Consider the following 25,741-nt stretch of genomic DNA (forward strand, 5'->3'; position numbering starts at 1 on the left):
TACTGTTAGGATGTAAATCTTCTTACATGTTTTAGCTATATATGAACCGGAAAATATGTAACTGGAATAGAGGAGGTAAGTTATTGTGATAGCATCTATCAGTAAAATTTGTAAAATTCTAAATTGTTTTACGAGTGGTGAGCCGGTGTTAGGAAATTCTGAAATTGCTGCAAAATTAAATATGAACCCGAGTACAGTTCACCATCTTGTCCGTACATTGTGTGAAGAAGGAATGTTAATTCGAGATGAGCAGAGAAAATATCGACTGGGATGGAAATTGTTGGAGTGGGGCAATCAAGTGATGTTTCAACAAGAGATTTATAGCGGGGCAATTCCAATCGTTGAAGAACTTGTAAGGAAATTTAATGGGACGGTACATATCGGTATGTTTGACCGTGGAGATGTTGTATTTATTTTGAAAATTTCATCAAAGGATTCTGTTCAAATATCAACTCATGTCGGATCAAGAAAACCTGCATACTGCACAAGTACAGGAAAAGTTCTTCTTTCATTTAACCCTTCTTCTTTAGAGTATACTTCAGAAAATGGGCTGCTGCCTCGAGCACCAAATACAATTACTTGTATGAAGAGATTTCAAGAAGAGTTACAGACAATTCGTAAGCAAGGTTATTCCATAAGTGATAACGAAAATGAACATGGATTATATGGCATTGCGGCTCCTATTCGTTCTTACACCGGGAGAACCATTGCTGCTCTTAATATTGTTGGTCCGAAAACGTATATGCAAGGAAGCAATCGTCAAGTCATGATTCGAAGTGTGATGAATACTGCAAATTTAATTTCAAAGGAATTTGGTTATTTAGACATTTAATCATAACTGTAAAAGAGAGGTGAGAATCATTTATATACATGATTATAGTGTACCTGAATTGGAAAAATCGATTGTTTCTATTGGTGCTTTTGATGGTGTGCATAAAGGACATCAGACCGTTATTAGAAACGCGGTGGAGAAAGGGAAAGAGTTACAGATTCCAAATGTCGTGTATACATTTGATCCATCACCACGTTCTTATTTTCAGGGAGCACAAGTGCTAACGCCAATTAATGAGAAGTTAAATCGATTTCAGGAGCTCGGTGTTGAACATGTAATTGTTATTCGTTTTGATGAGTTGTATGTAACGAGAAGGGCTAGTTACTTTATTCAAGAATTACAAAGATTATGCCCAATTGAAATTTATGTCGGAGAAGATTTTCGATTTGGAAAAAATCGCGAGGGTGATATAGAGCTACTGATGAAATACTTTGATGTTTCTATCGTCGAAGAGGTTTGCTGCGAAGAAGGTGAACGAATTTCATCAACGAGGATACGGAATCACTTATTTCAAGGAGAATTACAAAGGCCTCAATCCTTATTAGGATGGCCTCTTAAAACAATATAAGCGAATGAATTATAAGGAGGAAAAAACATGTCAAAAACATTACAATCTTTTAATTTACTAAAATGGATTGATGAAAATAAAGAGTTATTGAAACCACCGGTAAATAACAAGGTAATTTGGCAAGACTCAGAGTTTATTGCCATGATTTTAGGAGGGCCAAATAGAAGACGTGATTTTCATGTTGATCCTTCAGATGAATTCTTTTATCAAATAAAAGGCGAATGTTATGTGGAATGTATTACGGAAGAAGGGAAACGTGAAGTTGTTACAGTGAAAGAAGGAGATGTGTTTATGTTACCAGCCATGGTGCCACATTCACCGCACCGCGTTGCAAACACATATGGATTAGTAATTGAAAGGAAACGTAACCAAGGAGAACTTGAAGATTTTGTTTGGTTCTGTGATGAGTGTAATCATGAAATGCATCGCGTACGGGTTCAATTAACCGATATTGAAAAACAAGTGAAAGAAGCGATTCATAGTTTTAATTCAAATAAAGAAATTCGTGCGTGTAAAAACTGCGGACATATTATGCCAGAGGAAGTGGAGGAATGGAAGTGCGAATAGATTTTCATACACATATTATTCCTGAAACATTTCCGGATTTTGAGGAGAAGTTTGGTGGTGGACGTTGGCCGATATTAAATCGCACTTGTACATGTGGTGCTGCGATTATGGTTGGTGGGAAAAACTTTCGCGATGTGACAGATCAAGTATGGTGCCCGGAGAAAAGAATTGAAGATATGAACCGTGAAGGTGTTGATATACAAGTATTATCACCAATTCCTGTTACATTTTCCTATTGGGCAAAACCAGAAGAAGCTGAAGCAATGGCGCGTATTCAAAATGATTTTATTGCGGAAACCGTCTTGGCATATCCAGATCGTTTTGTTGGATTAGGAACAGTGCCAATGCAAGATGGAGAAACGGCAGTTCGTGAGATGGAGCGATGCATAACAGAATTAAACTTACATGGAATCGAAATTGGAACGAATGTAAATGGGAAAAATTTAGATGATCCTTCATTTATTGAGTTTTTCCGGATGGCTGAAAAATGGCAGGTTCCAATTTTTATTCATCCGTGGGAAACATTAGGGCGAGATAGAATGCCGCATCATAATTTTATGTATACAGTTGGGATGCCAAGTGAAACGGCTCTTGCCGCAGCTACACTTATATGGGGCGGGATAATGGAGAAGTTTCCTAGGTTAAAAATTTGCTTTGCTCATGGTGGAGGTTCTTTTCCATATATTTTGCCGCGATTAGATCAAGGGTGGCAAGTATGGCCACATCTGAGATTAACTACATATCCTCCGAGCCATTACGCAAAGAAATTTTACTTCGATTCTTTAAACTATGATCCTATCAACCTTAAATATATGATAGAGCGATTTGGACATGAAAAGATTTTTATGGGGTCGGATTATCCGTTTTTACTACGAGAAATTCAGCCAGGTAAAGTAATTGACGAGACACTTGATTTATCAGAGGAGCAAAAGGAAGCTATGCTTGGCGGAAATGCAGCGAGTTTCTTAAATGTTGATATGAAAAAAAGAGGTGTAGTATATGCAGAAAGCACAAACACCAGAGAGTAAATTAAATGAAATGGGACTCACACTACCAGCTATTCGTCCAGCGGTAGGTAATTATGTAAGTTGTGTAAGGGTCGGAAACTTATTGTTTACTGCTGGACAAGGTGTTGACCAGTACCATGGGAAATTAGGTAAAGATGTATCAATAGAAGATGGATATAAGGCAGCTAGGCGGTCTATGTTGAACTTATTAAGCGTTGTAAAGAATGAACTCGGTGATTTAAATAAGGTGAAACGAGTTGTGAAGTTACTTGGATTTGTAAATAGTACAGAAGATTTTATTGATCAGCCAAAAGTGATGAACGGTGCATCCGATTTATTAGTAGATGTTTTTGGTGAAAAGGGAAAGCATGCTCGTTCCGCTGTTGGAATGGCTCAACTACCGAATAATACAACAATTGAAATCGAGATGGTTTTAGAAATTGTAGAGTAGGAGGTAAAGAGTGTGAATAAAGAACTATTAGCTGAAAAAATGAAAGTAAAAGATGCGAAGTTATTTATTGATGGTCAATATGTCGATGCGATGTCCGGCGAAACATTCGATACGTTCAATCCATCGACAAATAGAAAACTTGCCTCTGTTGCACAAGCAAATGAAGAGGATACTAAGCGAGCAATAGACGTAGCGGGGCGTACATTCACAAGTGGTATCTGGAGTAAAATGCCTGTGGAAGAGCGCTCAGCTATTTTATGCAAAATGTCCGATTTGATTATGCAAAAAGTAGATGAATTAGCGTATATAGAGACACTTGATGTCGGAAAGCCAATAAAAGAAAGTCGTGGTTTTGATATTCCGCGTTCTGCACATAATCTTCGTTTCTTTGCCGAGATGGCAAAGTATATAGTACATGAACATTATGATAAGCATAACTTTATGTCATATGCAAAATACGCACCAGCAGGAGTAACGAGCTTAATTATTCCTTGGAATTTGCCATTTATGCAGATGACGTGGAAGGCGTCAGCTGCACTAGCCGCTGGTAATACAGTAGTTGTGAAACCAGCATCTTACACGCCGCTAAGTGCAGTCATGCTTGGTGAAATTGCGAATGAGGCCGGGCTACCTCCAGGTGTACTGAATATTATTACAGGGCCAGGAAGTACGGTAGGAACGAAAATGACGACGCACCCGTCTGTAAGACGTATTTCATTTGTGGGGGAAAGTAATACAGGGAAAACAATTATGCGGAATGCTTCAGAAAACTTAATACCAGTTTCATTAGAATTAGGCGGAAAATCAGCAAACATTGTATTTGAAGATGCTGACTTAGATGAAGCAGTACAAGGATCGATTGAAGCAATTTATCGGAATCAAGGAGAAATTTGTTTAGCTGGTTCAAGATTACTTGTACAGGAAAGCGTATATGAACAGTTTCTAGAGAAATTTGTAACAGCGGTGAAAAACATAAAAGTGGGAGATCCTCTTGATGAAGATACAGATATGGGAGCGCTTGTTTCGAAATCACATCTAGAAACAGTTGATCAGTACGTGGAAATAGGTCTTTCAGAAGGAGCAAAATTAGCCCACGGCGGAAAAAGAATCGAGAGTTTAGCACAAGGGAACTTTTATGAACCGACTATATTATATGATGTCGATAATCGTATGCGTGTAGCTCAAGAAGAGATTTTTGGTCCAGTTTTAGTTGTTATACCATTTAAAACAGAAGAAGATGCAATTCGTATCGCAAATGATTCTATTTATGGTTTAGCGGGAGTTGTTTGGACAAATGATCTTAGAAGAGCACAACGAGTTGTTTCGCAAATTGATTCGGGATTATTATGGATTAATTGTTGGTATGTGCGAGATTTACGTACTCCATTTGGTGGTTCTAAGGCAAGTGGTATTGGCCGAGAAGGTGGACGCCATAGTTTTGAATTTTATACAGAAGCAAAGACAGTTACGATGAAATTATAAAGTGAAACTTCCATCAGTGGGGGCTTCACCAATCGGGCTTTTACGAGCAGTTATCCCCCGCCTATCTTTTTTGCTTCTCTCTGAAACCTGAGGTGGGGGTCTTACTGCCTGCGAATAGCGGGGGAAAATGAATGTTCCATCAGTGGAATGGTATTTCCACTGATGTGTTCTAAATATAGATTTTAAAAATGAGGTGAGATAAATGCAAGTGTTAATAAAGGAATTAGCAGATGAACTTATACAGGCAGAACAAACGTGTAGGCCAATTTCGCCTTTCACGGAAAGGTATTCAAATCTATCAGTTTTAGATTCGTATAACATTCAGCTCGAAGTAGTGGGACGAAAGTTAAGACAAGGCCGCAAAGTGATTGGGAAGAAAGTTGGACTTACGAGTAGTGCAATGCAACAAATGCTTGGGGTAGATGAACCAGATTACGGACATTTACTAGATGATATGAAAGTAGAAAGTGGAAGTGTAATCTCGATAGATTCGTTTGTATCTCCAAAAGTAGAAGCGGAAATCGGATTTGTTTTAGCTGAGGATTTGAATGGACCTAATATTACATATGTAGATGTGCTAATGGCAACGAAATATATTGTACCTACACTTGAAATTATTGATAGTCGTATTGCAGACTGGAAGATTAAGCTTGTCGATACAGTAGCAGATAATGGCTCTTCTGCAAAAGTAGTTGTTGGTGAAAAGATGTCCAATGTATCTGAAGTAGATTTGCGTACGGCTGGAATGGCGCTCTATAAAAATAATAGTTTAATTGCTACTGGAGCAGGAGCAGCGGCATTAGGACATCCTGCACAAGCGATTGCTTGGCTAGCGAATAAACTTAGTGGATTTCATATTTCATTGAAGGCAGGGGAATTAATTTTGCCAGGTGCATTATCGGGCGCTGTTTCAGTTCAATGTAATGATGTAATTCAAGCTGATTTCGGATCTCTTGGTTCGGTTTCTATTAAATTTGTATAGTTTTATAGTTGTGTGAAAAGGAGGGGATATATGTGGGGAAAGTGAAGGCGGCTATTATAGGTTCCGGAAATATTGGTACGGATTTAATGTATAAATTAAGAAGAAGTGAAGTAATTGAAATGACTGCTATGATAGGGATAGATTCTGAATCAGACGGATTAAAGCGAGCGAAGGAAGAAGGATATGAGATTTTTGATAATGGTATACAAGCAATTATTGAGAATCCTAGCATAGCAGATATTGTATTTGATGCAACTTCAGCCAAAGCTCATATTCGTCACGCGGAAGTCTTAAGAGAGTTTGGGAAGCTAGTGATTGACTTGACTCCTGCAGCATGTGGCCCATTTGTTTGTCCAGCTATACAAGATGGTACTCATGTAGAAATGCGAAATGTCAATATGATTACATGTGGTGGGCAGGCAACAATTCCAATTGTTCATGCAATCAATGAAGTAGCGGACGTTACGTATGCGGAGATAGTTGCTACGATTTCTAGTTTAAGTGCAGGTCCAGGTACACGGGCAAATATTGATGAGTTTACGATTACGACAAGACGTGGGATTGAAGAGCTTGGTGGAGCAGATTGCGGGAAAGCACTTATTATATTAAATCCTGCGGATCCTCCTATTTTAATGAGAGATACAGTATATTGCGAAGTTAAGCATATGGATGAATTCATTATTGGGCAAGCAATTTGTAAGATGGTTGAAGTAGTTAGGTCATACGTTCCAGGATATTCTTTAAAACAAGAGCCAATGTTTGATGGAAACCGTGTGACTGTATTTTTAGAGGTAGAAGGAGCCGGGGATTACTTTCCTCCTTACGCTGGGAATTTAGATATTATGACAGCAGCGGCATTAAAAGTTGGTGAAGGATTTGCATCTCGAATAATTGGAGAGCAGAAGCGAGGTATGATGAGTGAAAAGAAATAGTGATATGCCAATCAAAATAACTGAGGTTTGTTTGCGTGATGGAAGTCATGTAATGAGGCATCAATTTACAGAGGAACAAGTTCGGTCTGTAACTAGGTCGTTAGATGAGGCTGGTATGCATTATGTTGAAGTTAGTCATGGGGATGGATTAGGTGGTTCCACTTTGCAATATGGAAAATCGTTAGTAGATGAAATGAAACTCATTGAAGCGGCAGTGGAAGAATGTAGACAGTCAAAGGTAGCTGTGTTACTTATTCCTGGTATTGGCACTGTCCATGAATTAAAACAAGCAGAAAGCATTGGAGCAAGACTTGTTCGTATAGCAACCCACGTAACGGAAGCGGATGTTTCCGCTCAACATATTCATTTTGCACGAGAATTGGGTATGGAAGTGTGTGGTTTTTTAATGATGGCACATTCGGCACCGATACAGAAATTGGTAGAACAAGCAAAACTTATGGAAAGTTACGGGGCACAAGCTGTCTATGTAACAGATTCAGCTGGAGCTTTATTGCCTCATGAAGTACGTGAACGTATCCAGGCATTACGTCAATCCCTAAATATTGAAATCGGCTTTCATGGCCACAATAACCTTTCTGTTGCAGTAGCGAATACGATTACTGCAATTGAAGAAGGAGCAACCCGTATTGATGGAAGTGTCCGCTGCCTTGGAGCTGGAGCTGGGAACGCGCAAACAGAGGTATTGTTAGCTGTATTGGATCGGATGGGATATACGCTAGATGTAGATTTGTATAAAATGATGGATTTGGCAGAGGATATTGTTGCACCGCTGTTACCAGGACCACAAGAAATTCAAAAAGGTAGTCTTGTCATGGGATACGCTGGTGTATATTCAAGCTTTTTACTACATGCTGAGAGAGCTGCTCATAGATTTGGTGTAGATGCTCGTGATATTTTAATAGAACTTGGCAAGAGAAAAGTAGTTGGTGGGCAAGAAGATATGATTTTAGATGTAGCAGCTGAATTAGCAAAGATAAAAACGGGGGTGTAAAATATGGCTTTAGTTAAAGGAGCGGATTCAGAGATTATTGAATATTTACTTCAGGCGGAGAGGGAACGAAAAGAAGTAGTAAAGGTAACAGATCAGCATCCGGATTTAACAGTAGAAGATGCTTACATATTGCAAAAACAATTAGTTGAACAAAAGATGAAAGAAGGATCCAAACGAGTTGGTGTAAAGCTTGGGTTAACGAGTAAAGCGAAACAACAAATGATGGGGATTGAGGAAGCAATTTACGGTTATTTATTACATGATATGTTAGCGTTTGAATGGGAACCTGTGCAGTATGAAACGTTGATTCATCCAAAAGTAGAACCAGAGATTGCCTTTTTAATGGGAGATGATTTACAGGGTACTAGCGTTACAGCGGATGATGTATTAAAGGCAACAAAATATGTTACGCCAGCTTTGGAAATTATTGATAGTCGTTATTTGAATTTTAAATTTACATTGCCTGATGTAATTGCAGATAATTGTTCATCCTCAAAATTTCTATTAGGAAGCAAATGGATTAACGCTCAGGAAATAGACTTAGCTAATGTTGGAATGGTTATGTCGAAAAACGGTAAAACGGCGACAACTGGCACAGGGGCAGCTGTACTTGGACATCCGGCAACGGCAATTGCTTGGGCGGTAAATAAACTTGGATTACAAAATGAAGGGTTGAAAAAAGGTGATATTGTGCTAAGTGGGGCATTATCTGAAGCGGTTGCTTTCAAAACTGGTGACGCTATTATTGCGCAGTTTGAAGGGTTGGGTAGTGTATTGATGTTTTGTGAATAAAGAGTAAAGCGAGAGATGGGTATGCCAATTGTACAAATTCAAGTTATTGAGGGTCGAAAACAGGAGCAGATTCAAAATCTCATTTCAAATGTTACAGATGCAGTTGCAAAAAGTTTGGACGTGGAGACTGAACGTGTACGTGTACTAGTAAATGAGATTCCGGGTTCGCATTGGGGTGTCGGAGGAAAGGTAAAAGGTAATGTAGAAGAAAAATAGTGTTGTTGAGTAAAAGTAATTCTTATTAAAAATAAGAATTACTTTTTTCAGAGTGTTGGGAAACCCTTTAGGGTTTCCGACACTCTGAAGTTTTTTAGTATTTTAGTGAACGAAAACAGTAAAAAATGATAGAAATACAAAAAATAGCCCTTCACCTGACCCTTTTTGGTCAGATGAAGGGCTATTTTTTTCATATTTTGGCAGGCTGCAGTGAGATAAGCCTGCATTTGGACAGACTTTAGCCCCCTGAACCGAGCGTATCGATAGCCATGTAATTCTTTGGCATCCGCAAAGCTTCGTCCAATCGTAGAACACCGTACTTTATATAATTTTTTTCCTGTACGGGTTAACTTATTTTTTCTGGCGATATCTTTATACTCTTCCCAAATATGATGAGTAAGAACTTTCTGCTTTTGTTTCACTGAACAACATTTGTCACGCAACGGACAAACTACACAGTCTGTTGGATTAGACTTATATTGGCGATATCCTTCTCGATCAGTTGTCGCATATTCTAAAATACATCCCATTGGACAGGCAAATACATCTGTTTCTTTTTCATATTTAAACTGGCTTTTTGGTACGTCTTTATTTCGTTTTCCAAATCGGCGATACCCCATCACCATAAATATATTCTGTTCCGATAATTTTTTACAAATGTAGCTTGTAAAATATCCTGCATCAAGCGCTACCGCTTCTACTTCAAATCCAAATTTATCAATTTGCACTTGCAGGCGTGCTAAATACGGCTCGGAATCCACTACATTTCCAGCCGTAATAAAAGTGTCTGTAATAATATTATATTTTGCGTCAGTTGTTCTATGGTCTAAGAAATGAAAACCATTTGGTTTTCCATCTCTCATTAAAAAGCCACTATCAGGATCCGTTGTACTTACACGTGTTTCTTTGATTGGGGTATCACGTTCCTTTCTAGGTTTTAATCCTTTTTTCCATGTTTTTCTCGATCTTCCGTTATTGCTGCTTCTAACTCTTCTATATAAGCTTTCGGGCGTTCTTCTTTTACTTTTTTTACAAATTTGTTTTTATTTGCGTTTGCTTTTACGTGTGTGGAATCTGTCATCAACGCACGTCCTCCTACCATGCGATGTTCCATCGCTTGACGTACAATTCCCTCGAAGATTTCTTCAAAAATATTTGTATGAAGAAAACGAGTACGACGATTCCAGCTAATTGTTGAATGATCAGGAACAGGATCTGATAAAGAAAACCCTAAAAACCACCGGTATGCAATATTCATCTTAATCTCTTTTTCTAATTGACGCTCAGAACGAATACCGTAAAAATAGCCAATAAACATCATTTTGAATAAAACGATAGGATGAATAGAAGGACGTCCATTATTTTCACAATAATAGGGACGTAACTTTTCCTCAATAAAATCAAAATTAATTGTTGCCTCAATTGCACGAAGAAAATGATCTTGAGGAACTAACTCTTCAACAGAAACTGATACGCACTCATTGCGATGATTTTTCAATGCACCCATCATAATAAAATCGCTCCTTTTCCTCTTTTTATCAGTGTTGACAGATTAAAAGAGGCTCAGACACAAAAAAAGGCCGTGGAGAAGACTTTCTCCACAGCCTGTAAAAGTAATTCTTATTAAAAATAAGAATTACTTTTTTGTTTGTAGAGCGAAAGTAAGAGAGTTAGATGGTGATACGCTCCATCTAACTTTTATTTTAATAGGCTTAATACTCTTTGTAGGACTGATTTCTTCTCTTTTCATTAACAATGAATCTATTTTTGATGAGGCTTAAAGTCGATTAATGTAGCTTGAGCAAACATTGTAATTCTCCTCATCTCCGTATATAATAGTGTCTTAGGAGTATTAAATCATATTCAAAATTCCGAAAATTCTAGTAGTTTGACTAGGAAAATGAAAAGTATTATATTGTAAAAGGTCATAATTAAACGAGAAATAGAATGGAAAGCAATTATTGAGTTAGGAGTTTAGACCCATGAGTTCGAGATATGGAAGAGATACAATTGTTGAAATTAACTTAGATGCTGTAAAACATAATGTAAGAGAATTTAAAAAACGTGTGAATGATAAAAATATTGCAATGATGGCAGCGGTAAAAGCAAATGGGTATGGACACGGGGCGGTTGAAGTTGCAAAAGCGGCAATTGAGGCAGGAGTGAATCAACTTGCAGTTGCTTTTGTAGATGAAGGAATCGAACTACGCGAAGCAGGAGTTACGGTGCCGATTTTAGTTTTAGGTTATACACCAGTGGAAGCTGCTAAAGATGCTATTGGGTATGATATTATGATGACGGTATATAGAATAGAGGATCTAAAAGGTATCAATGAAATTGCTAAGCAACTTGAAAAGAAAGCGCATATTCAAGTGAAAATAGATACAGGAATGAGTCGCATTGGTTTACAAGAAGAAGAGGTTGCGCCATTTTTAGAAGAACTAAAAAATATGAAATATATAGAAGTAGAAGGTATGTTTACACATTACTCTACAGCTGATGAAATTAATAAAACATACACAAATATGCAAACCAGTTTATTTGAGAAAGCTGTAAATACAGCGAAGGAAATGGGTATTCATCTTCCGTATATCCATAGTTCAAACAGTGCTGGATCAATGGAGCTAAGCAATACATTTCAAAATATGGTTCGTGTTGGAATCGGGATTTATGGTATGTATCCTTCGAAAGAAGTAGATCATACAGTTGTTTCTTTACAGCCAGCACTATCATTGAAGTCGAAAGTGGCTCATATTAAGCACGCGAAAAAAAATCGTGGTGTAAGTTATGGGAATACGTATGTAACAACAGGAGAAGAATGGATTGCGACTGTTCCAATTGGTTATGCAGATGGGTATAACCGTCAGCTGTCGAATAAGGGGCATGCGTTAATTAATGGAATTCGTGTACCAGTTCTTGGGCGCGTTTGTATGGACCAGTTAATGTTAGATGTTACAAAAGCAATGCCTGTACAAGTAGGAGATGAAGTTGTTTTCTACGGTAGACAAGGTGAGGAAGAAATTTCTGTAGAAGAAATCGCGGATATATTAGGTACCATTAATTATGAAGTGACTTGTATGCTAGATCGAAGAATCCCACGTGTATATAAAGAAAATGATGAAACGACTACTGTTGTGAATATATTAAGAAACAAATGAAATAGAAAAGGACTGAATCGCTAAGATTCAGTCCTTTTCTATTTTAGTAAATTATAATAATCATACCTTGTTGTAATCTCAAAACCACACTGTTTATAAAGTTTTAGAGCACTATCGTTTTTAGTTTCAACTTCTAATTCAATCTTCGTTCTTCCCTCAGTTAATAGCTGATGTATGATGTACTGCAAAATGCTTTTTCCATATCCTTTTCCTTGATAAGAAGGATGAACAGCAAATCCGGATAAGGAAGTAAATCCGTTTTGTTTATTTACTGTAATGGTCCCGATTGGCTGTTTATGAATGAGAGAAATATATACTTGGTGAGTAGGTGAAGACATTATTTTTTGTAACCAGGAGGATGTGTTTGTCAATGAATCACCAAAAGCTCTGCTAGAGATTTCTAAAAGAGTAGGAAATAGTTCAGTAGATGCTGGGATAAGCTCAATCGTATTTTTTTGTATAGTTGTTTGTTGTGTGTCTAACTGAAACTCCATACCGTACTCGCTGTATAAGTATGGTAAGTGGGCCTGTTTGGCAAAATCTTTTCCAGAGGTTGATGCCCCGTTTATAATGAGTAAGACTTCATCAACATCTCGTTGTTGTATTTCTTCCATGGCCGTTTGCAAAAGAGTAGTTCCTACTTTATGTTTTCTGAAATGAGGGTGGACAAATCCTGTTAATTCAAGTTTCGTCGGTCTTTCAAATTCATACATACTTAACACACCGATTAATTGTTCATTGTTATAAAAAAGAAAATCGTTTAGCTGGTTTTCTTTTCGATTCTTAAGAATATTGACGTGCAAGTCTGATGGATAATCGACGCCATCTTTTCGTTTACAAATATGAGCTAAATCTATAATGTGCTGAATTTCAGTCATTGATAACCGTTTCTTTTTTCGAATCTGCATATTGTAATCTCCTTAAGAGTATTTTAGAAAAAGGCGGGGTGTTGTAGCCATTCCTCTAAATCCACATTTCCTTGAACGGATAATAATCGATATAAATTAAATATCGGTACGGTGCCCTACATTGTTCTAAATTAGGAAGAGGCATAATTGTTTCGTAACCTTTTCGGAAAGCATGATCTTCATAACCTGGGTGTAATGTGTCTATAGATAGGATAGGGGAGGTAAATAGGGCTTGTAACATAAGAAAACTCCTTTTCTCTAAAAATTCAATAAAATCATTATATATTATTTAGACATAGAATATATAAAAATTTCCAAATTAGTGTCGAATTTGTGTAAATAAAGCCATTTCTTTGAAAAAATAGAGAATTTTCGGTATGATAATACTAAGAAAATATATCTGTTTTGGGGGTAATCAATGAAAAAAATATTTGAATATGTTTTATTAACAATTGGATCGATTATTGTAGCTGGCTCATTGGAGTTGATTTTGGCACCAAATGGACTGGTAGATGGTGGGGTAACAGCCATTTCTATTATGGCGAATAAAGTTGCTGGATTACCGCTTTATGGTGTGTTTTTAGGACTTAACATTCCTATCTTATTATTTACTGCAAAAGTAATGGGGAAAAAGTTCTTTATTCGTACGTCCTATGCAAATGTTGTAACAACTCTCGGTTTAATTTATTTGAAGCCATTTCCGGCTATCACAACGTCTGAATTACTAATTGTATTGTATGGTGGAGTATTATTTGGAATTGGTGTTGGAATTGTTGTGAAGATGGGCGGTGCAATTGACGGGTCAGAAATGTTAGCGGTCTGGATGAACAAACATTTTAAAGTGCCGATTAGTACATTTTTACTTGCTGTAAATGCTGTTATTTTTGTATTTGTCGCTATTTTGTTTTCAATCGAGCAAGCGATGTTCTCACTTGCAATTTTCTATATTGTTACGAAGATGATTGATTTCATATTAGATGGCATTAATCAAGGCAAGAGTGTCATGATTATTTCGAGTAAGAATAAAGAAATTGGTGAACTTCTTATGAAGGAGTTACAACTTTCAGTTACGTATCTACATGGAGAAGGTGGTTTTTTAGGAGAGCACCAGAGAATTATCTACTGTATTACAAACCGTTTTATTTATCCGAAGATGAAAGATCTCGTTCTCTCTGTAGATTCAAGTGCCATCATTGAAGCTTCTTATTCAACGGAAACAACTGGCGTAAAACGCCCAGGTATCTCATCACGTTCAGGGCAAACATCAAATGATTAGGCATGTGAAAAAGCTGTTCCTTGCAATTATTTTTGCAGGGAACAGCTTTTTTTTGTAAACCAAGCTTCTTTTAATAATGTTACAACAGTTTCGATTGCATCAATCGGTATCCCTCCGAAACCTAATAATACATGAGCTTCTTTTTGTAAGTTATTTACTGAATCGTATATGGATAACGGGTAAAGTTTTACATGTTTTTCAGCAGCTGATTGAATGAGTTCTTGTTCATTCATGCCGTTATGAACATGTAGTACAATGTGAAGTCCAGATTGATCCCCAAGTATATTAACACCAGTGCCCATTTGATTCACAAGTGATTTGACTAGTTTATGATGTTTTTTCTTATATAATGTACGAACGCGGTTTAAGTGCCGATCCCAATCTCCTTTTTGGATGAAGTTAGCAAGAGCAAGCTGTTGTATTTTAGAAACAGTTTGTTTGAAGATACCACCTAAGTTTTTATAAGCATCCAAAAGATGATTTGGAAGAACAATATAACCCATTCTTAAGGAAGGTAAAAATGATTTTGAAAAAGTTCCCATGTAAATAACACGTTCATTTGTATCAAGCCCTTGCAGTGAGGGAATAGGTTTTCCAACGTAGCGAAATTCCCCGTCATAATCGTCTTCAATAATATAACCAGAGCGATCATTAGCCCATTTTAATAACTCAAGCCGCCTTGATAAAGGCATAATCATGCCATATGGAAATTGATGAGAAGGTGTAACATAAGCAACGTCCGCATTGCAATTATTGAGAGATGAAATGTTCATTCCTTGCTCATCTAATGGAACAGGATGAAAAGGAATGCCGCAGCTTTGAATAATAGCTTTTACGCGGTGAAATCCAGGATTTTCGATTGCGTATGATTTTTGCTTCCCAAGTAATTGAACAAGTAACCAAAGAAGCGGCTGTGTACCAGCTCCAATAATAATTTGGTTAGGTGTGCAATGAACCCCGCGAGCATGATACAAATATTTTGCAATGTGAGTACGAAGTATATATTCTCCTTGTGGATCTTCTTTTGTAAATAATTCGTTTTCATATTGGAGTAAACATTCTTGTAGTGCTCTTTTCCAATTTGAGAGTGGAAAGGCTGTTTGATCGATGTTTCCTTGACTACAATCAAAAAAGAGCGGTTCTGTTTGTTTTTTTTCAAATTGGTAAGATGGAGCATGTTGTTTATTTGGTATAACATCTACATCTACTTCCGTAACAAATATGCCACGCTTCGGTTTACTGTCCACATAGCCTTCCGCGGATAATTGCTGATAAGCTGATTCGACTGTAATGCGGCTAACACCAAGTTGTAATGCTAAATTTCGGTGAGAAGGGAGACGTGTTCTGGCAGGGAGCGTTCCCTTTAAGATTTCTTGTTTTATGTAGTCGTAAATTTGTATATAGATGGGTGTTTTACTTTCTAATTGTAAAGGAATGGTTAAATCCATTGCATGCGCTCTCCTTTAAAGCTGACCTTATAAAAAAGAAATGAACTGCCACTTAAGGAAAGGGCAGTCTCTATTTATACTAATAATATAACATTTAGAAAATTGTATAAATAGTTAGGGGAGATTCGTGATGAATGTTAAGGAAATAAAAACAGAAGAGCAATTAGATGAGGTATTACCCGTTTTACACCAATTACGAACTGCACTTACAAAAGAGGAAGCACAGTCTTTATTTCATCAGATGAAAGAGGAACGTTATCAATTATTTTCTTTGTATAATGAAGAGAATGAGGTGGTAAGCCTTGCAGGGGTAGCGGTATGTACGAATTTCTATAATAAGAAACATGTTTTTGTATATGATCTTGTAACGGCAGAGGTTCATCGATCAGAAGGATATGGAAAGGTTCTTCTGTCGTATATAGAGGAATGGGGGATAGAAAAGGGCTGCAGTTCTATCGTTCTTACATCAGCGTTTCCAAGAAGTGATGCACATAGATTTTATGAAAGAGAAGGATATGATAAGGTAAGTTATTCTTTTCGTAAAGAGTTACAATAGAGAAGAAAAATAGTAGATTCTAAATGTGATAAGAAGATTAAGACATTTAGCTAATGAAAGAAAATAGGGGGAACTTATCCCCCTATTTTTTATCCCGCATTAACGAGCAGTAATACCCCCACCTCAAAATTCAGAAAAAGCAAAGAAGTTAGGTGGGGGATAAACTGCCCGTAAAAGCCCGATTCGTTCAACTAATAATCAGTGGGGGATGAAGAAAACCCCCACTGATTAAAGTTTCACTTTATGTTGTAGGCTTTGAGAGCGAATTTGTATTTCGGTTAATTATTTGTGAAGCTCATCTTTTAAGTTGAACTCAAAAAAATTAGCTAGTTTGCATAGATAAGCTAAACAATCTGCAAACTCTTTACCGAGATTTTCGCGTATTTCTGTTTTTGCTTGAAGGTAGGCTTCAAATTTAGGAACCTTGTCTTTTTTAGCCGTTCAGTTTTAGAAAAAAGCGTGGGAAATTCCTTGATCACATTCGCTACATCTGTTGTCAATAATAGATGGGTGTATAAGAGACATTATTAGCTTGCTTGAAATACGTCTCTCTTATCGTTACGACTCCAGCCTATTTCTTCTTGGAACTATTGATGCATTAATATAAAAGGCATAGATTAACAAATAGTTTTTCTCTTGTATAAGTTCAATCATTTTTTACAAATGTAACGAAGAACGTTTTCTTTCCTCTAAAGAAGCAAATGAAAAAGAATCCTTCTTTTTTACATATATTTTTTGGTCTTGAACAGGTTGCACCATTACTGCTTGTGAACTTCTTGTTTTTAGGGCATCTTGAATTCCAATAGTCATGAGTTTAATGAAAAGTATAGTAATAAAGAATGTGACGAGTGTATAAAAGATAATCCATAATGAAAGATTCATTTCATAACGATTTAATCCAATAAGGCCTGCCCAATCATTTGAGAGTGAAACAGGTTTGAACTCACCTAGATCCATTTCTTTCAGTTGTATTCCACCGATTATAATGTTAAGTAATGCTAGATGGATCATAAGTATAAGTGTTTGGACAATATGCTCCATAAATAAAACAAATGCTCGGTCTAATAATAAGACACGCAAATGTTTCTTTATAATATGAAAACGGCTTGCCCCCATTAATTGTGAGCTCATTATATAATCTTGCTTCATAAACTCATCAACTTCTGATGAAATATATAAAGAAATTGTAGGTAGAGCAATGAAAATGAGTATGATAGCTTGATAAAGTGTAAATGGAATATTTGGACTTAGCCGATCCGCATTTGATGTGATTACAATATTAGCCGGTGTGATGAGTATAAATGCGATAAATAAAGTGGGAATATAATAAAATACTTCTGAACATGCTTGGAAAAATCTTTTGCATTTTGCAGCGTATAAACTTAATAGGATACCTACACATGTTCCAAATAAAATACGTAATAAGCTAATTCCGACAGCAAATAAAATTGTGAATTTTGCCCCGTCTAAAATTTGTAAGAAAATAGATTCTCCAAAACGGTCAGAGCCAAAAGGTGGCATTAAAGATGGTGAAAAGGGTGCCTTGCCAATTAATTCATTCTTGTCATTGTAAAGCAATAGAGGTGCTTCTGGTATGCTATCTTTAAAGAACCAACTATAAATAAAGCTAGCTGTAAGTAGTACAAAAAGATAAATGAATCCGATTAAAAAGCGTTTTGATTTCCAAATAGACCTCATAGAGTTTCTCCTTTCATTTGTTTTTGCCACCTATTTATCATAAAAGAAGTGATTTGAAAAATAATATAAAACGGTAAGATAATCATGATAAGTATGATAAATGTAGAGGGAGGTGAAATAAAAGCCTTCTTAAATAAAAATTGAATGATACCTTGCATATTAAAAATAAATTCTAAAATGAACAAGTTAGAAAGTAAGAAAACAAAAATTGTTTTTAAATGGTGGAAGAAGTGAATGGATATATTTTTGAATAAATGGATACATAGTATATAACTTGATGAAAGGCCCTTTCCGTAAGCAACCTCTACATATTGTTTTCCATGTTCTTCTTTTATATATAAAATCATCATGCGAAACATTTGTAATGTAGGTAAGACTGCTAAAGATAAAATAGGGAGTAAATAAGCTCGATTTTCATTAAAAGAAATAATTGTGACAGGAGATTCCCCGAATTTCTGAAGGAACCAAATGAAAAACATTTGTAAACAAATCATCATCATCATATCAGGGATAGCTTCTAATACAAAAATAAATCTGTTAATCCACTTTTTGATAGAATCCTTTGCTAAAAAATAGAAAAACGCCATGCTAGATGAAATAAAGAGTGCAAGAACGAAAGCTACAAACAAAACAGTAAATGAATATATGTAAGGTTCTAATACGGTTGGAAATAATGGTGTTTTTTTGAAATTACCGAACTTCGCTTCTGATGATAGAACTACAAGAGACTCGGGAGAGAAAACCTGTTTTAACATAGTAAAGATCTGTTTGAAAAATTGAATTGGTTGAAAGGTGAATCCACCTTGAGTGATAAATAAATAAGGTAGATTTAATAGTAGTAAAAGTGATAAAACAATTGATGAAAGTTTTATCATAAATTGAGATGTTTTGTGTAACATCAAATCCCTCCGTCATCTTTTTACAATATTATACAACAAAGTGGGATTTATTGTTTGATTTTTCAGAAGAATGTATATTATTTTTATTATTAGTGATACATTAAATTCTAATATTCTACTTGATAGCATAGGAGGCAATATGGAACAGATATATTTACAAGGTAAAAAAGTGATAGGAAGAAAAATAGAAGAGAAAGATATACATTCTTTATATTCACAAATATATAAGGAAGAAAATCCTGAGTGGAAAAGGTGGGATGCACCATACTTTCCATTTTCTATTCAGGAATACCCGGTGTACAAGGAGAATTTACAATCTAAGTTAAGAGAGGAACCCTTGTCTCAACTTATTATTGAGGTTGATGGCGAAATAATTGGAACAGTTGGTTTCTATTGGGAATATAAGGCGTCACGCTGGTTAGAAATAGGGATCACCATTTATGACCCAGCATATTGGAATGGCGGTTATGGAACAGAAGCTTTGCAACTATATAGAGATTTATTATTCGAAAATATGGAGATTGGTAGGGTTGGATTAACGACTTGGTCTGGAAATGAACGAATGATGAAAGTTGCAGAAAAAATTGGGATGAAGTTAGAAGGTAGAATGCGAAACTGTCGTTACTATAATGGGACATATTATGATTCTATTCGAATGGGAATGATTCGTGAAGAGTGGGAAACATTAAGAGAAGCGAAGGAGTGAAGAAAGATGTATGCCGTTATTGCTACATTTGATAAGAAGTTTTCAAAGCACGTGAAAGAGATTCGGGAAGGACTAACGGACATTGTACATAATGAGGGCTTAGAGCTTCATATTACATTAGCTGATTATCATACTTTGGATTTGGAAACATATAGACATGAATTTAAAAAGTTTACAGAGAGTGTAGAGTGTTTTCTAGTTGAATTCTCTTCTGTTGGTACCTTCCCTACAAATGGAACAATCTTTTTGGCACCAACAATAACAAGAAGATTACTAGAGTTGCATCAATCGTTTCATAATCATTTTACGGATTTTCATGATCAGCCACAGTCGTATTATGTACCTGAGAAGTGGGTACCACATTGTACAATTACCAATCGTTTAGAGCAGGAGCAATTTGTTCGTGTAATGGATTTTGTATATAAAGGTTTTCGTGCACAAACGGCAGTTGTAGAAAGTTTAAAGTTAATTAAAGTGAACTATGAAAATCGGAATTCAGCTTCTTGTAGCATAGTAGCAGAATACAATTTAAAAGGAGTGGAGACATCGATATGACGTATGTAGTTAGAGAAATGAATGTAGAGGACATTACAGCTGTACAAGAAGTGGCAAAAATAGCTTGGCATGATACATATAAAGGAATCATTCCACAGGAAATTCAAGATAAATTTTTAAAGCAAGCATATTCAAATGAAATGATGAAACGACGTTTAGAACATTCATACTTACTCGTAGCAGAAGTAGAAGACCAAATTGTTGGATTTGCTAATTTTTCACCTGTAAAACATCAAAACGAAGCAGAATTAGGGGCTATTTATTTATTACCGGAGCATCAAGGAAAAGGAATTGGGACAGCTTTATTGCAAAGAGGTATCGCAATTTTAGATGGTGTTAAGAAGATTTATATTTGTGTAGAAGCGGCAAACGAAAAAGGAAAAACGTTTTATAAAGCGAAAGGTTTTGCCGTTTTAGAACAGTTTGAAGAAGACTTTGAGGGGTGCATGATGCAAACGGTAAGAATGGTGTTACATGTGTAGGGAATGTTTTAGGAGGAGAAAAGATGAAAATATTCGATTTCAGTGAAAAGGTAGGGAATCACATATCAGTGGTTCATTCTAACTTTATTATGTCAAAAATAGTAAAACATCAAGAAGATATACATATTGGTTGTATGCATTTACAACCAAAAGGAATAATCCGGTATCATGAAGCAGTTGTTTCTCAGTTGCTTCTTATTGTGCAAGGGGATGGTTTTGTTTGTGGCGCAGATAAAAAGAAAAAGAAAGTGCAACCTGGTCAAGCTGTTTTCTGGAGTAGAGGGGAATTCCATGAAACAACTACTGAAACTGGACTTATGGCAATTGTAATTGAGTCAGAGAATCTAGAAAGTAATATCCGAATGCCGATTGTAGAAAGAGAAGACGAAGGAATAGGAGGATGAAGGGATGATTCAAAAGGCGAATGAAGAGGAAGTTCAGCAAATATTAAATTTTGCAGCACAATCACTCTTTGAAGGAACAAAAGAAACGTGCCAGTTAAGCCAAGAAAAAGCGATTGAGATTACACAGCCTCTATTAGAAAAAGGAGCGTATTATTTAGTTGTAAAACAAGAGAATGTGCTAGCAGGATGGATTTTAATTGGAGAGAATACAGATTATTTTTCAGGAGAAAAAATGGGATTCATTTATGAATTATATATTTTTCCAACGTATAGAGAAAAAGGATTATCCCGAAAACTAATGAAAGTAGGAATTGATAGATTGCAAGAAAAGTATAAAGAAATACGTTTAAATGTATTCGCTGGGAATTTCGCCAAAGAGATGTATAAAGAATTTGGATTTGTTGAGAGGCAAGTAGTTATGACCTTGAAGCAAGAAAAGTAGCTTGAAGGGGGAAGAAAAGGAATATGTTGTTTATAAGAAGTATATTCTGAATTACAGTTCCAATCCGATTATTTGAATGAAATTGGTCAGAATAATGATGTATTAATCGTAAATGAAAATATGGTAAAGAGGTTGGAAAGCTCCGTATAGAAACGCAGTTGTTAGAGAGAATACGAGAGTTCAATACACTCTTCCTTCTCCGTTTAAATAACTTTGAACAGCTGATAACTTTAATTCTTCTGAATATGTATTAAAAGTTGAGCCTTTTTTAGTCATGAAAAATCCCCTCCAAGTAATAGTGTAACATCCATGTGTGCACATGGTCTTTTTTACACTGTCTACCTAAAGGGGATAATACCATTCTTTTGAAAGAATCGGTCCCTTTTTTATTTAGCTATTCGAGGGTAGTAAGACACCCACTTCAAAATTCAGCAAAAAAAGAAGTAAGATGGGGAAAGAAGAAAATTCCCGCTGATTAAAGTTTCACTTTATTGAAATAGTTGAGGAAATTGCTTTATTATTCCTTCAGTAAGTGCATCCGCCATTTCTAAAGCTTCTTTCTCAATTTTGTCATACAATTGAACACCTGCTTGATAATCTTTACTTAGAATGGCTACTGCTTCCGCTTTAGTCAATGCTAGGTGTTCATAAAACATTTTCCTAAATTCTTCTTTAGGTATATGCGGATTTACACTACTTAAAAATTCAACAATGTCGTCTGCATTGGCGTACCATTTTTTCTCTGCAATTGATGCGGCGTTTTGATTACCAGTTTTTGCTACTTTGACAAGATCGGCAGCAATCACTAAGTGATCTTTTATCAAATCACTGTATTTTTTTGCTGCATTGTCACCGTAGAAAGGTTTAAGAGAATTTCCCATATCTGGAGCGTTTTGAAGGAGGCGTGTAATCGTAAAGTTAACATCAGGTAAATTGAAAATAATGCTAATGATAGCCAATCTGGTCCAAGCAACATGTTGTTCCCATAGTGAACGCATATAACTTTTTAAATCAACTTCATTTTTACTGACACGGTAATTCCGTACGGGTGAAAATGTAGCTGTTGGATTCCAATTTAAATAAGGGGCATCGTGTGTGAAATAATAGGATTGCCAATAAGGGTACATAATGAATACACTCCTTTTTTGAACACATATATATCACGGTATGAGAACATCTATTACTATGTGCTCATGTCCAAATCATTTTTTTTCATACGTTTAGAGGGGATTGATAAGCTTTACATTCGAATTTTTGAATATAAAATGAAGTTTGACTCAGATGAAAATCATCAATTGAGAGTCAGCGCTTTTTTGTTTTAACCAATATTTTCTTAAAAAAGACTTCTAAAAGAACGATTATCTTGTATGATTATTCTCTTTTACCTAATCGAATTATTTTGTGTGTAGATCTTCGTAGTTTTTATGCAGGTGTATCATGTATCAAAATGGGTCTGGACCCTTTGCGTACGAAGCTAGCGGTAGTAGAGGACGTAAATCGTAATGGTTCAATTGTTCTGGCAGCGACGCCACTACTTAAGAAATTTCTCTTTTTGATAATGTAATATAGCGCGAAAAAGAAATGAAACTAACAAAAGTGATGGATGAAATACGCAATCGTTTCGGTAAAAATAGTATTTTGCGTGACGTATCTTATACAAGTATCGCGACAGCAAGATATAGAAATACTTTATTATAGGGGGACATAAATCATGAATAACGCAAACATGTCAAAAGGAAGAGGGATGGTAAAGTGGACACCATTTGTATCTATGCCGGAACAATTTGCTGGTATACGAAAGATTATTGAAGAAAAAACGAAAGTACCACGACCAATACTGACTCAAGATGCGAAAGAAATGAACGAGAATAAGTTATTATTCTCGTTGTTATCCGAAGAGGAAATATTAATTACATATTATGAAGATGGTTATGTCCTTACTAGTTATATGACGGTTATTGATATCGATCCTAAAAGAAAGAATGTAATATGTACGGATGCATTTTATCACAAGAGCACTTTTAATTTTATCGATATAATTGCTGTTGAATAGAATGGAATAACAGGATAAATTTCATTATGTAGTCCAATTGGTGAGAGCTAATAATCAGTGGGGGATCCCACTGATTAAAGTTTCACTTTATTAATAAATATCCAAATTTACCGATACATCGTCCACATTCCAATATCCTTAAAACCTAACCGCTTATAAATCCATCCAGCAGCTGGGTTGTTATAAAATAAGCAAAGAGTTCTTCCTTCTTTAATAAAATCCTGAATCATTTTTTGTAATATGAGTGAAGCATATCCCTTGACACGATAATTTGAATGAGTACATACTCCAACGACCATTGCAGATAAGGAATTTTCAGCTGATGTGGAAGCGGAAGAGATGATTTCTCCTTTCTTTTCAATGTAGTAAGTGCGTCCTGTATTTGCTTCGAGTGATTGCCGCAAAATCTTTTCTGATTGTCCTGTTTGAGGGAATTCTTCAATGTTGCTTCGGAGCTTCATAATTTGCTCAACATCATCTATGGTTGCTAGTGTGATTGCAGTATGAAGCATTGTTTTAGGTAGTGCAGTATCATCTTTACATTCACAAAAGTACATTTTATTTTTTGTGCCAAGTTGTATGTCTTGTATGTCTTCAAATTTTTCTACAATATAAGACTGATTATATCAGAGCGAAAATAAAAATAATAGCAAGTACTTTTTGGCTAACGCCAAACCGAAAGTCATCTCCCACCTACCGTTGAGCTATCGCCCTGCACACGCTTGAGGAAGGAGAATTCTTTCGGATAAAGCGTTAAAAAGGCCAGTACTTGTTCATGATCACTCTTTGTTAGCTTCCGTATCATTATAATCCCCTCTTTAGTTTGTTTTTTCTAAATATTATTACTTATCATTTTTGAAATCAATATAAAATTTTATGTTTAGTTCACAAGGTTTCGGAAAAACTAGGAAAGATATGACAAAGGAGGTTATGAACGGTGGATCATCCAATTCAAGGATTAATGAAAGCAGCAATGGAAAATTTAAAGGAAATGGTCGATGTTAATACGATTGTTGGAGAGCCTGTTCAGACGGCTGACGGCGGTGTAGTGTTAACTGTTTCCAAAGTAGCGTTTGGATTTGGAGCAGGTGGATCGGATTTTCAAACAAATGATGGTCAAAGAGCACAAGGTAATCCGGCATTTGGCGGAGGGAGCGCAGGTGGTGTTTCCATTACTCCAGTAGCCTTTCTTGTAGTGAATAAAGATGGAGTAAATATTCTTCACTTACAAAATGCCACACACCTAGCTGAAAAAATGATTGAGTTAGCGCCACAAACAATTGATAAGATTCAATCCATTTTTCAAAAAAACGAAAAGCATACTGAAAATCATCATCCGCAAAATCCAGACGAAATCGCGTAAAAAAGCCTGTTTTTCAACAGGCTTTTTTTCTTGTAATCAGTATGTAATAAAACTCATGAAATTGTAAATAGTTTTTGAAGTTTTTTCTATGTTTCTAAAATTTTTCATGTTAAAATATGCTATAGAATTGAAACATATAAAACGAAGGTGGCTAGGTGCTTTGTCTGGAGGATCTGACCAAGTAAAAAATATGATATATATTAATGGTAATCGTCGGGGTCATTGTTTTATTACATCTGGAATTACATTTGAAGAGTTTGCAAGTAATATCCCATCACCGCTTCATCAAGTGTTGCTTTTGAAACATAATTTTGAGTGGACTGATTTTCACTATCATACTTTATTTGAATATGTCGAAGAAGAAAACATACATAAATTAATTAAAGCAGAGATTGATGAATTTGATGAGTTTTGTTGGGTGGATTTTGATGACGCAAGCGATTTAGATGAATTGGAGCCAAAGGAAATTGCAGAATTGTTATATTTGGCTCACAAAAAAGAACCACTTGGGAGAGCGTTTTTCCCACTTTTGAAAAATAGATTTGTCTATTTTTCACATGATGACGGTTGGTACAACAAAGTGTATTACCGTAGAATCGCTGATTTTGTAGGAATGCTTAGCAAAGTAATTCCGTACAAACTAGGTTCATTTGGAAAAAAACGATTTTCTTTCTTTCAAAAATCGAAAATATTCCCAGCAATTTCAAAAGAAGTTATTCTTGGGCTTGTTCCATTAATGGAAGACGGGCTGTATATTGATTTAGCGGGGAAAATTGAGTCAAGAAGAGGTTTAGAGATTCCTGTATATGTAGTTGGTTCGTATGAAAGTACGGATGAAGTACTAGATAACATAGAGGAATTAAAAGAAGGTGCAACCGAAACTGGCTGGCTTATTTTTGATAAGAAAGAACAAGAGTGGCAATGGGTTGTGGACTAAGAGAACTTGACGATT

General features: G+C 35.9%; 30 protein-coding genes and 2 pseudogenes. 23 read left to right on the top strand and 9 right to left on the bottom strand.

Annotated features, from left to right (window positions below; all coding sequences use genetic code 11):
* Nucleotides 1-85: 85 nt before the first annotated feature.
* From AC1DIT_RS11080 to AC1DIT_RS11130, 11 genes are all read left to right on the top strand, one after another.
* Nucleotides 86-832, top strand: a complete 747-nt coding sequence (locus AC1DIT_RS11080) for an IclR family transcriptional regulator (protein WP_016114611.1) — start codon at nt 86-88, stop codon at nt 830-832.
* A gap of 19 nt (nt 833-851) precedes the next feature.
* Nucleotides 852-1,400 (top strand): FAD synthetase family protein, encoded by a 549-nt coding sequence (locus AC1DIT_RS11085; protein ID WP_016114612.1) that lies wholly within the window; start codon nt 852-854, stop codon nt 1,398-1,400.
* Nucleotides 1,401-1,427: 27 nt separating this feature from the next.
* Nucleotides 1,428-1,967, top strand: coding sequence for a 3-hydroxyanthranilate 3,4-dioxygenase (gene nbaC, locus AC1DIT_RS11090; protein ID WP_006094629.1), 540 nt, complete (start codon nt 1,428-1,430; stop codon nt 1,965-1,967).
* Nucleotides 1,952-2,995, top strand: coding sequence for an amidohydrolase family protein (locus tag AC1DIT_RS11095; protein ID WP_016114613.1), 1,044 nt, complete (start codon nt 1,952-1,954; stop codon nt 2,993-2,995). Before nbaC ends, AC1DIT_RS11095 begins: the two co-directional genes overlap by 16 nt.
* Nucleotides 2,967-3,425, top strand: a complete 459-nt coding sequence (locus tag AC1DIT_RS11100) for a RidA family protein (RefSeq protein WP_016114614.1) — start codon at nt 2,967-2,969, stop codon at nt 3,423-3,425. The genes AC1DIT_RS11095 and AC1DIT_RS11100 overlap by 29 nt, the downstream gene beginning before the upstream one ends.
* 12 nt (nt 3,426-3,437) lie before the next feature.
* Complete coding sequence (locus tag AC1DIT_RS11105) at nt 3,438-4,907, top strand: aldehyde dehydrogenase (protein WP_016114615.1); 1,470 nt, start codon at nt 3,438-3,440, stop codon at nt 4,905-4,907.
* Nucleotides 4,908-5,109: 202 nt separating this feature from the next.
* The gene (locus tag AC1DIT_RS11110) at nt 5,110-5,889 is read left to right on the top strand and encodes a 2-keto-4-pentenoate hydratase (RefSeq protein ID WP_016114616.1); all 780 of its coding nucleotides are present in this window, start codon (nt 5,110-5,112) and stop codon (nt 5,887-5,889) included.
* A 32-nt stretch (nt 5,890-5,921) separates the two neighbouring features.
* Nucleotides 5,922-6,821, top strand: coding sequence for an acetaldehyde dehydrogenase (acetylating) (locus AC1DIT_RS11115; protein ID WP_016114617.1), 900 nt, complete (start codon nt 5,922-5,924; stop codon nt 6,819-6,821).
* Nucleotides 6,808-7,833, top strand: a complete 1,026-nt coding sequence (gene dmpG, locus AC1DIT_RS11120) for a 4-hydroxy-2-oxovalerate aldolase (RefSeq protein WP_016114618.1) — start codon at nt 6,808-6,810, stop codon at nt 7,831-7,833. Before AC1DIT_RS11115 ends, dmpG begins: the two co-directional genes overlap by 14 nt.
* Before the next feature lie 3 nt (nt 7,834-7,836).
* Complete coding sequence (locus AC1DIT_RS11125) at nt 7,837-8,625, top strand: 2-keto-4-pentenoate hydratase (protein ID WP_016114619.1); 789 nt, start codon at nt 7,837-7,839, stop codon at nt 8,623-8,625.
* Nucleotides 8,626-8,640: 15 nt separating this feature from the next.
* The gene (locus AC1DIT_RS11130; RefSeq protein ID WP_255255003.1) at nt 8,641-8,841 is read left to right on the top strand and encodes a 4-oxalocrotonate tautomerase; all 201 of its coding nucleotides are present in this window, start codon (nt 8,641-8,643) and stop codon (nt 8,839-8,841) included.
* 47 nt (nt 8,842-8,888) lie between these two features.
* Here AC1DIT_RS11130 and AC1DIT_RS11135 read toward each other — a convergent pair.
* Nucleotides 8,889-10,351, bottom strand: a protein-coding gene (locus AC1DIT_RS11135; protein ID WP_229161606.1) for an IS1182 family transposase whose coding sequence is annotated in 2 segments (ribosomal slippage) — nt 8,889-9,784 and nt 9,784-10,351 — 1,464 coding nt in all. Because the reading frame shifts where the segments join, the coding sequence is not laid out codon by codon here.
* Between the two features lie 472 nt (nt 10,352-10,823).
* Here AC1DIT_RS11135 and alr point away from each other — a divergent pair.
* On the top strand, nt 10,824-11,999 hold the full coding sequence (gene alr, locus AC1DIT_RS11140) for an alanine racemase (RefSeq protein WP_016114623.1): 1,176 nt from the start codon (nt 10,824-10,826) through the stop codon (nt 11,997-11,999).
* A gap of 38 nt (nt 12,000-12,037) precedes the next feature.
* On the opposite strand, the gene AC1DIT_RS11145 is transcribed toward alr, so the two are convergent.
* Both AC1DIT_RS11145 and AC1DIT_RS11150 read right to left on the bottom strand, forming a co-directional pair.
* The gene (locus AC1DIT_RS11145) at nt 12,038-12,907 is read right to left on the bottom strand and encodes a GNAT family N-acetyltransferase (RefSeq protein ID WP_016114624.1); all 870 of its coding nucleotides are present in this window, start codon (nt 12,905-12,907) and stop codon (nt 12,038-12,040) included.
* Nucleotides 12,908-12,962: 55 nt separating this feature from the next.
* A complete protein-coding gene (locus AC1DIT_RS11150) occupies nt 12,963-13,148 on the bottom strand; it encodes a hypothetical protein (RefSeq protein ID WP_016114625.1) in 186 nt (61 codons plus the stop codon).
* A 177-nt stretch (nt 13,149-13,325) separates the two neighbouring features.
* Here AC1DIT_RS11150 and AC1DIT_RS11155 point away from each other — a divergent pair, with 177 nt between their 5' ends.
* Nucleotides 13,326-14,183, top strand: coding sequence for a YitT family protein (locus AC1DIT_RS11155; protein ID WP_003197206.1), 858 nt, complete (start codon nt 13,326-13,328; stop codon nt 14,181-14,183).
* Between the two features lie 26 nt (nt 14,184-14,209).
* On the opposite strand, the gene pdxR is transcribed toward AC1DIT_RS11155, so the two are convergent.
* Nucleotides 14,210-15,631, bottom strand: a complete 1,422-nt coding sequence (gene pdxR, locus AC1DIT_RS11160) for a MocR-like pyridoxine biosynthesis transcription factor PdxR (RefSeq protein WP_016114626.1) — start codon at nt 15,629-15,631, stop codon at nt 14,210-14,212.
* A 130-nt stretch (nt 15,632-15,761) separates the two neighbouring features.
* Here pdxR and AC1DIT_RS11165 point away from each other — a divergent pair, with 130 nt between their 5' ends.
* Nucleotides 15,762-16,187: a GNAT family N-acetyltransferase gene (locus tag AC1DIT_RS11165; protein WP_016114627.1), complete on the top strand. Its 426-nt coding sequence runs from the start codon at nt 15,762-15,764 to the stop codon at nt 16,185-16,187.
* A gap of 657 nt (nt 16,188-16,844) precedes the next feature.
* Here the strand turns inward: AC1DIT_RS11165 and AC1DIT_RS11170 are convergent.
* Nucleotides 16,845-17,885 carry an ABC transporter permease gene (locus AC1DIT_RS11170; protein ID WP_016114628.1) on the bottom strand — a complete coding sequence of 347 codons (1,041 nt, stop codon included), beginning with the start codon at nt 17,883-17,885 and terminating at the stop codon, nt 16,845-16,847.
* A complete protein-coding gene (locus AC1DIT_RS11175; protein WP_016114629.1) occupies nt 17,882-18,784 on the bottom strand; it encodes an ABC transporter permease subunit in 903 nt (300 codons plus the stop codon). The genes AC1DIT_RS11170 and AC1DIT_RS11175 overlap by 4 nt, the downstream gene beginning before the upstream one ends.
* A 139-nt stretch (nt 18,785-18,923) precedes the next feature.
* Here AC1DIT_RS11175 and AC1DIT_RS11180 point away from each other — a divergent pair, with 139 nt between their 5' ends.
* From AC1DIT_RS11180 to AC1DIT_RS11200, 5 genes are read left to right on the top strand one after another with little or no spacing between them, the layout of a single operon-like run.
* Entirely contained in the window at nt 18,924-19,490 is a 567-nt protein-coding gene (locus tag AC1DIT_RS11180; protein WP_016114630.1) for a GNAT family N-acetyltransferase, read from the top strand.
* A gap of 6 nt (nt 19,491-19,496) precedes the next feature.
* On the top strand, nt 19,497-20,045 hold the full coding sequence (locus AC1DIT_RS11185) for a 2'-5' RNA ligase family protein (RefSeq protein ID WP_016114631.1): 549 nt from the start codon (nt 19,497-19,499) through the stop codon (nt 20,043-20,045).
* On the top strand, nt 20,042-20,527 hold the full coding sequence (locus AC1DIT_RS11190; RefSeq protein ID WP_016114632.1) for a GNAT family N-acetyltransferase: 486 nt from the start codon (nt 20,042-20,044) through the stop codon (nt 20,525-20,527). Before AC1DIT_RS11185 ends, AC1DIT_RS11190 begins: the two co-directional genes overlap by 4 nt.
* A gap of 23 nt (nt 20,528-20,550) precedes the next feature.
* The gene (locus AC1DIT_RS11195; protein WP_016132750.1) at nt 20,551-20,931 is read left to right on the top strand and encodes a hypothetical protein; all 381 of its coding nucleotides are present in this window, start codon (nt 20,551-20,553) and stop codon (nt 20,929-20,931) included.
* 4 nt (nt 20,932-20,935) lie between these two features.
* The gene (locus AC1DIT_RS11200; protein WP_016114634.1) at nt 20,936-21,373 is read left to right on the top strand and encodes a GNAT family N-acetyltransferase; all 438 of its coding nucleotides are present in this window, start codon (nt 20,936-20,938) and stop codon (nt 21,371-21,373) included.
* Nucleotides 21,374-21,861: 488 nt separating this feature from the next.
* Here AC1DIT_RS11200 and AC1DIT_RS11205 read toward each other — a convergent pair whose 3' ends face one another.
* Nucleotides 21,862-22,500 (bottom strand): hypothetical protein, encoded by a 639-nt coding sequence (locus AC1DIT_RS11205; protein WP_016114635.1) that lies wholly within the window; start codon nt 22,498-22,500, stop codon nt 21,862-21,864.
* Nucleotides 22,501-22,736: 236 nt separating this feature from the next.
* On the opposite strand from AC1DIT_RS11205, the pseudogene AC1DIT_RS11210 reads away from it, so the two are divergent.
* Together AC1DIT_RS11210 and AC1DIT_RS11215 are read left to right on the top strand one after the other, a co-directional pair.
* Nucleotides 22,737-22,913: pseudogene (locus AC1DIT_RS11210) on the top strand (Y-family DNA polymerase); the annotation flags it as partial.
* Between the two features lie 171 nt (nt 22,914-23,084).
* Entirely contained in the window at nt 23,085-23,426 is a 342-nt protein-coding gene (locus AC1DIT_RS11215; protein ID WP_016114636.1) for a YolD-like family protein, read from the top strand.
* A gap of 107 nt (nt 23,427-23,533) precedes the next feature.
* Here the strand turns inward: AC1DIT_RS11215 and AC1DIT_RS11220 are convergent.
* A pseudogene (locus tag AC1DIT_RS11220) lies at nt 23,534-24,046 on the bottom strand (GNAT family N-acetyltransferase); the annotation flags it as partial.
* A gap of 62 nt (nt 24,047-24,108) precedes the next feature.
* Nucleotides 24,109-24,231 carry a hypothetical protein gene (locus AC1DIT_RS11225; protein WP_016114638.1) on the bottom strand — a complete coding sequence of 41 codons (123 nt, stop codon included), beginning with the start codon at nt 24,229-24,231 and terminating at the stop codon, nt 24,109-24,111.
* A gap of 132 nt (nt 24,232-24,363) precedes the next feature.
* Here AC1DIT_RS11225 and ytfJ point away from each other — a divergent pair, with 132 nt between their 5' ends.
* Nucleotides 24,364-24,789, top strand: a complete 426-nt coding sequence (gene ytfJ, locus AC1DIT_RS11230) for a GerW family sporulation protein (RefSeq protein ID WP_000349994.1) — start codon at nt 24,364-24,366, stop codon at nt 24,787-24,789.
* Nucleotides 24,790-24,949: 160 nt separating this feature from the next.
* Entirely contained in the window at nt 24,950-25,726 is a 777-nt protein-coding gene (locus AC1DIT_RS11235) for a hypothetical protein (protein ID WP_016114639.1), read from the top strand.
* Nucleotides 25,727-25,741: the final 15 nt, after the last annotated feature.

The sequence above is a fragment of the Bacillus sp. 05T22 genome (genome assembly GCF_056396765.1).

Bases quoted from the DNA above. Each gene is read 5' to 3' on its own strand.
- nbaC (WP_006094629.1), top strand. From the start codon at position 1,428: ATGTCAAAAACATTACAATCTTTTAATTTACTAAAATGGATTGATGAA.
- AC1DIT_RS11095 (WP_016114613.1), top strand. From the start codon at position 1,952: ATGGAAGTGCGAATAGATTTTCATACACATATTATTCCTGAAACATTT.
- AC1DIT_RS11100 (WP_016114614.1), top strand. From the start codon at position 2,967: ATGCAGAAAGCACAAACACCAGAGAGTAAATTAAATGAAATGGGACTC.
- AC1DIT_RS11110 (WP_016114616.1), top strand. From the start codon at position 5,110: ATGCAAGTGTTAATAAAGGAATTAGCAGATGAACTTATACAGGCAGAA.
- AC1DIT_RS11125 (WP_016114619.1), top strand. From the start codon at position 7,837: ATGGCTTTAGTTAAAGGAGCGGATTCAGAGATTATTGAATATTTACTT.
- AC1DIT_RS11130 (WP_255255003.1), top strand. From the start codon at position 8,641: ATGGGTATGCCAATTGTACAAATTCAAGTTATTGAGGGTCGAAAACAG.
- alr (WP_016114623.1), top strand. From the start codon at position 10,824: ATGAGTTCGAGATATGGAAGAGATACAATTGTTGAAATTAACTTAGAT.
- AC1DIT_RS11145 (WP_016114624.1), bottom strand. From the start codon at position 12,907: ATGCAGATTCGAAAAAAGAAACGGTTATCAATGACTGAAATTCAGCAC.
- AC1DIT_RS11150 (WP_016114625.1), bottom strand. From the start codon at position 13,148: ATGTTACAAGCCCTATTTACCTCCCCTATCCTATCTATAGACACATTA.
- AC1DIT_RS11155 (WP_003197206.1), top strand. From the start codon at position 13,326: ATGAAAAAAATATTTGAATATGTTTTATTAACAATTGGATCGATTATT.
- pdxR (WP_016114626.1), bottom strand. From the start codon at position 15,631: ATGGATTTAACCATTCCTTTACAATTAGAAAGTAAAACACCCATCTAT.
- AC1DIT_RS11165 (WP_016114627.1), top strand. From the start codon at position 15,762: ATGAATGTTAAGGAAATAAAAACAGAAGAGCAATTAGATGAGGTATTA.
- AC1DIT_RS11170 (WP_016114628.1), bottom strand. From the start codon at position 17,885: ATGAGGTCTATTTGGAAATCAAAACGCTTTTTAATCGGATTCATTTAT.
- AC1DIT_RS11175 (WP_016114629.1), bottom strand. From the start codon at position 18,784: ATGTTACACAAAACATCTCAATTTATGATAAAACTTTCATCAATTGTT.
- AC1DIT_RS11180 (WP_016114630.1), top strand. From the start codon at position 18,924: ATGGAACAGATATATTTACAAGGTAAAAAAGTGATAGGAAGAAAAATA.
- AC1DIT_RS11185 (WP_016114631.1), top strand. From the start codon at position 19,497: ATGTATGCCGTTATTGCTACATTTGATAAGAAGTTTTCAAAGCACGTG.
- AC1DIT_RS11190 (WP_016114632.1), top strand. From the start codon at position 20,042: ATGACGTATGTAGTTAGAGAAATGAATGTAGAGGACATTACAGCTGTA.
- AC1DIT_RS11195 (WP_016132750.1), top strand. From the start codon at position 20,551: ATGAAAATATTCGATTTCAGTGAAAAGGTAGGGAATCACATATCAGTG.
- AC1DIT_RS11200 (WP_016114634.1), top strand. From the start codon at position 20,936: ATGATTCAAAAGGCGAATGAAGAGGAAGTTCAGCAAATATTAAATTTT.
- AC1DIT_RS11205 (WP_016114635.1), bottom strand. From the start codon at position 22,500: ATGTACCCTTATTGGCAATCCTATTATTTCACACACGATGCCCCTTAT.
- AC1DIT_RS11215 (WP_016114636.1), top strand. From the start codon at position 23,085: ATGAATAACGCAAACATGTCAAAAGGAAGAGGGATGGTAAAGTGGACA.
- AC1DIT_RS11225 (WP_016114638.1), bottom strand. From the start codon at position 24,231: ATGATACGGAAGCTAACAAAGAGTGATCATGAACAAGTACTGGCCTTT.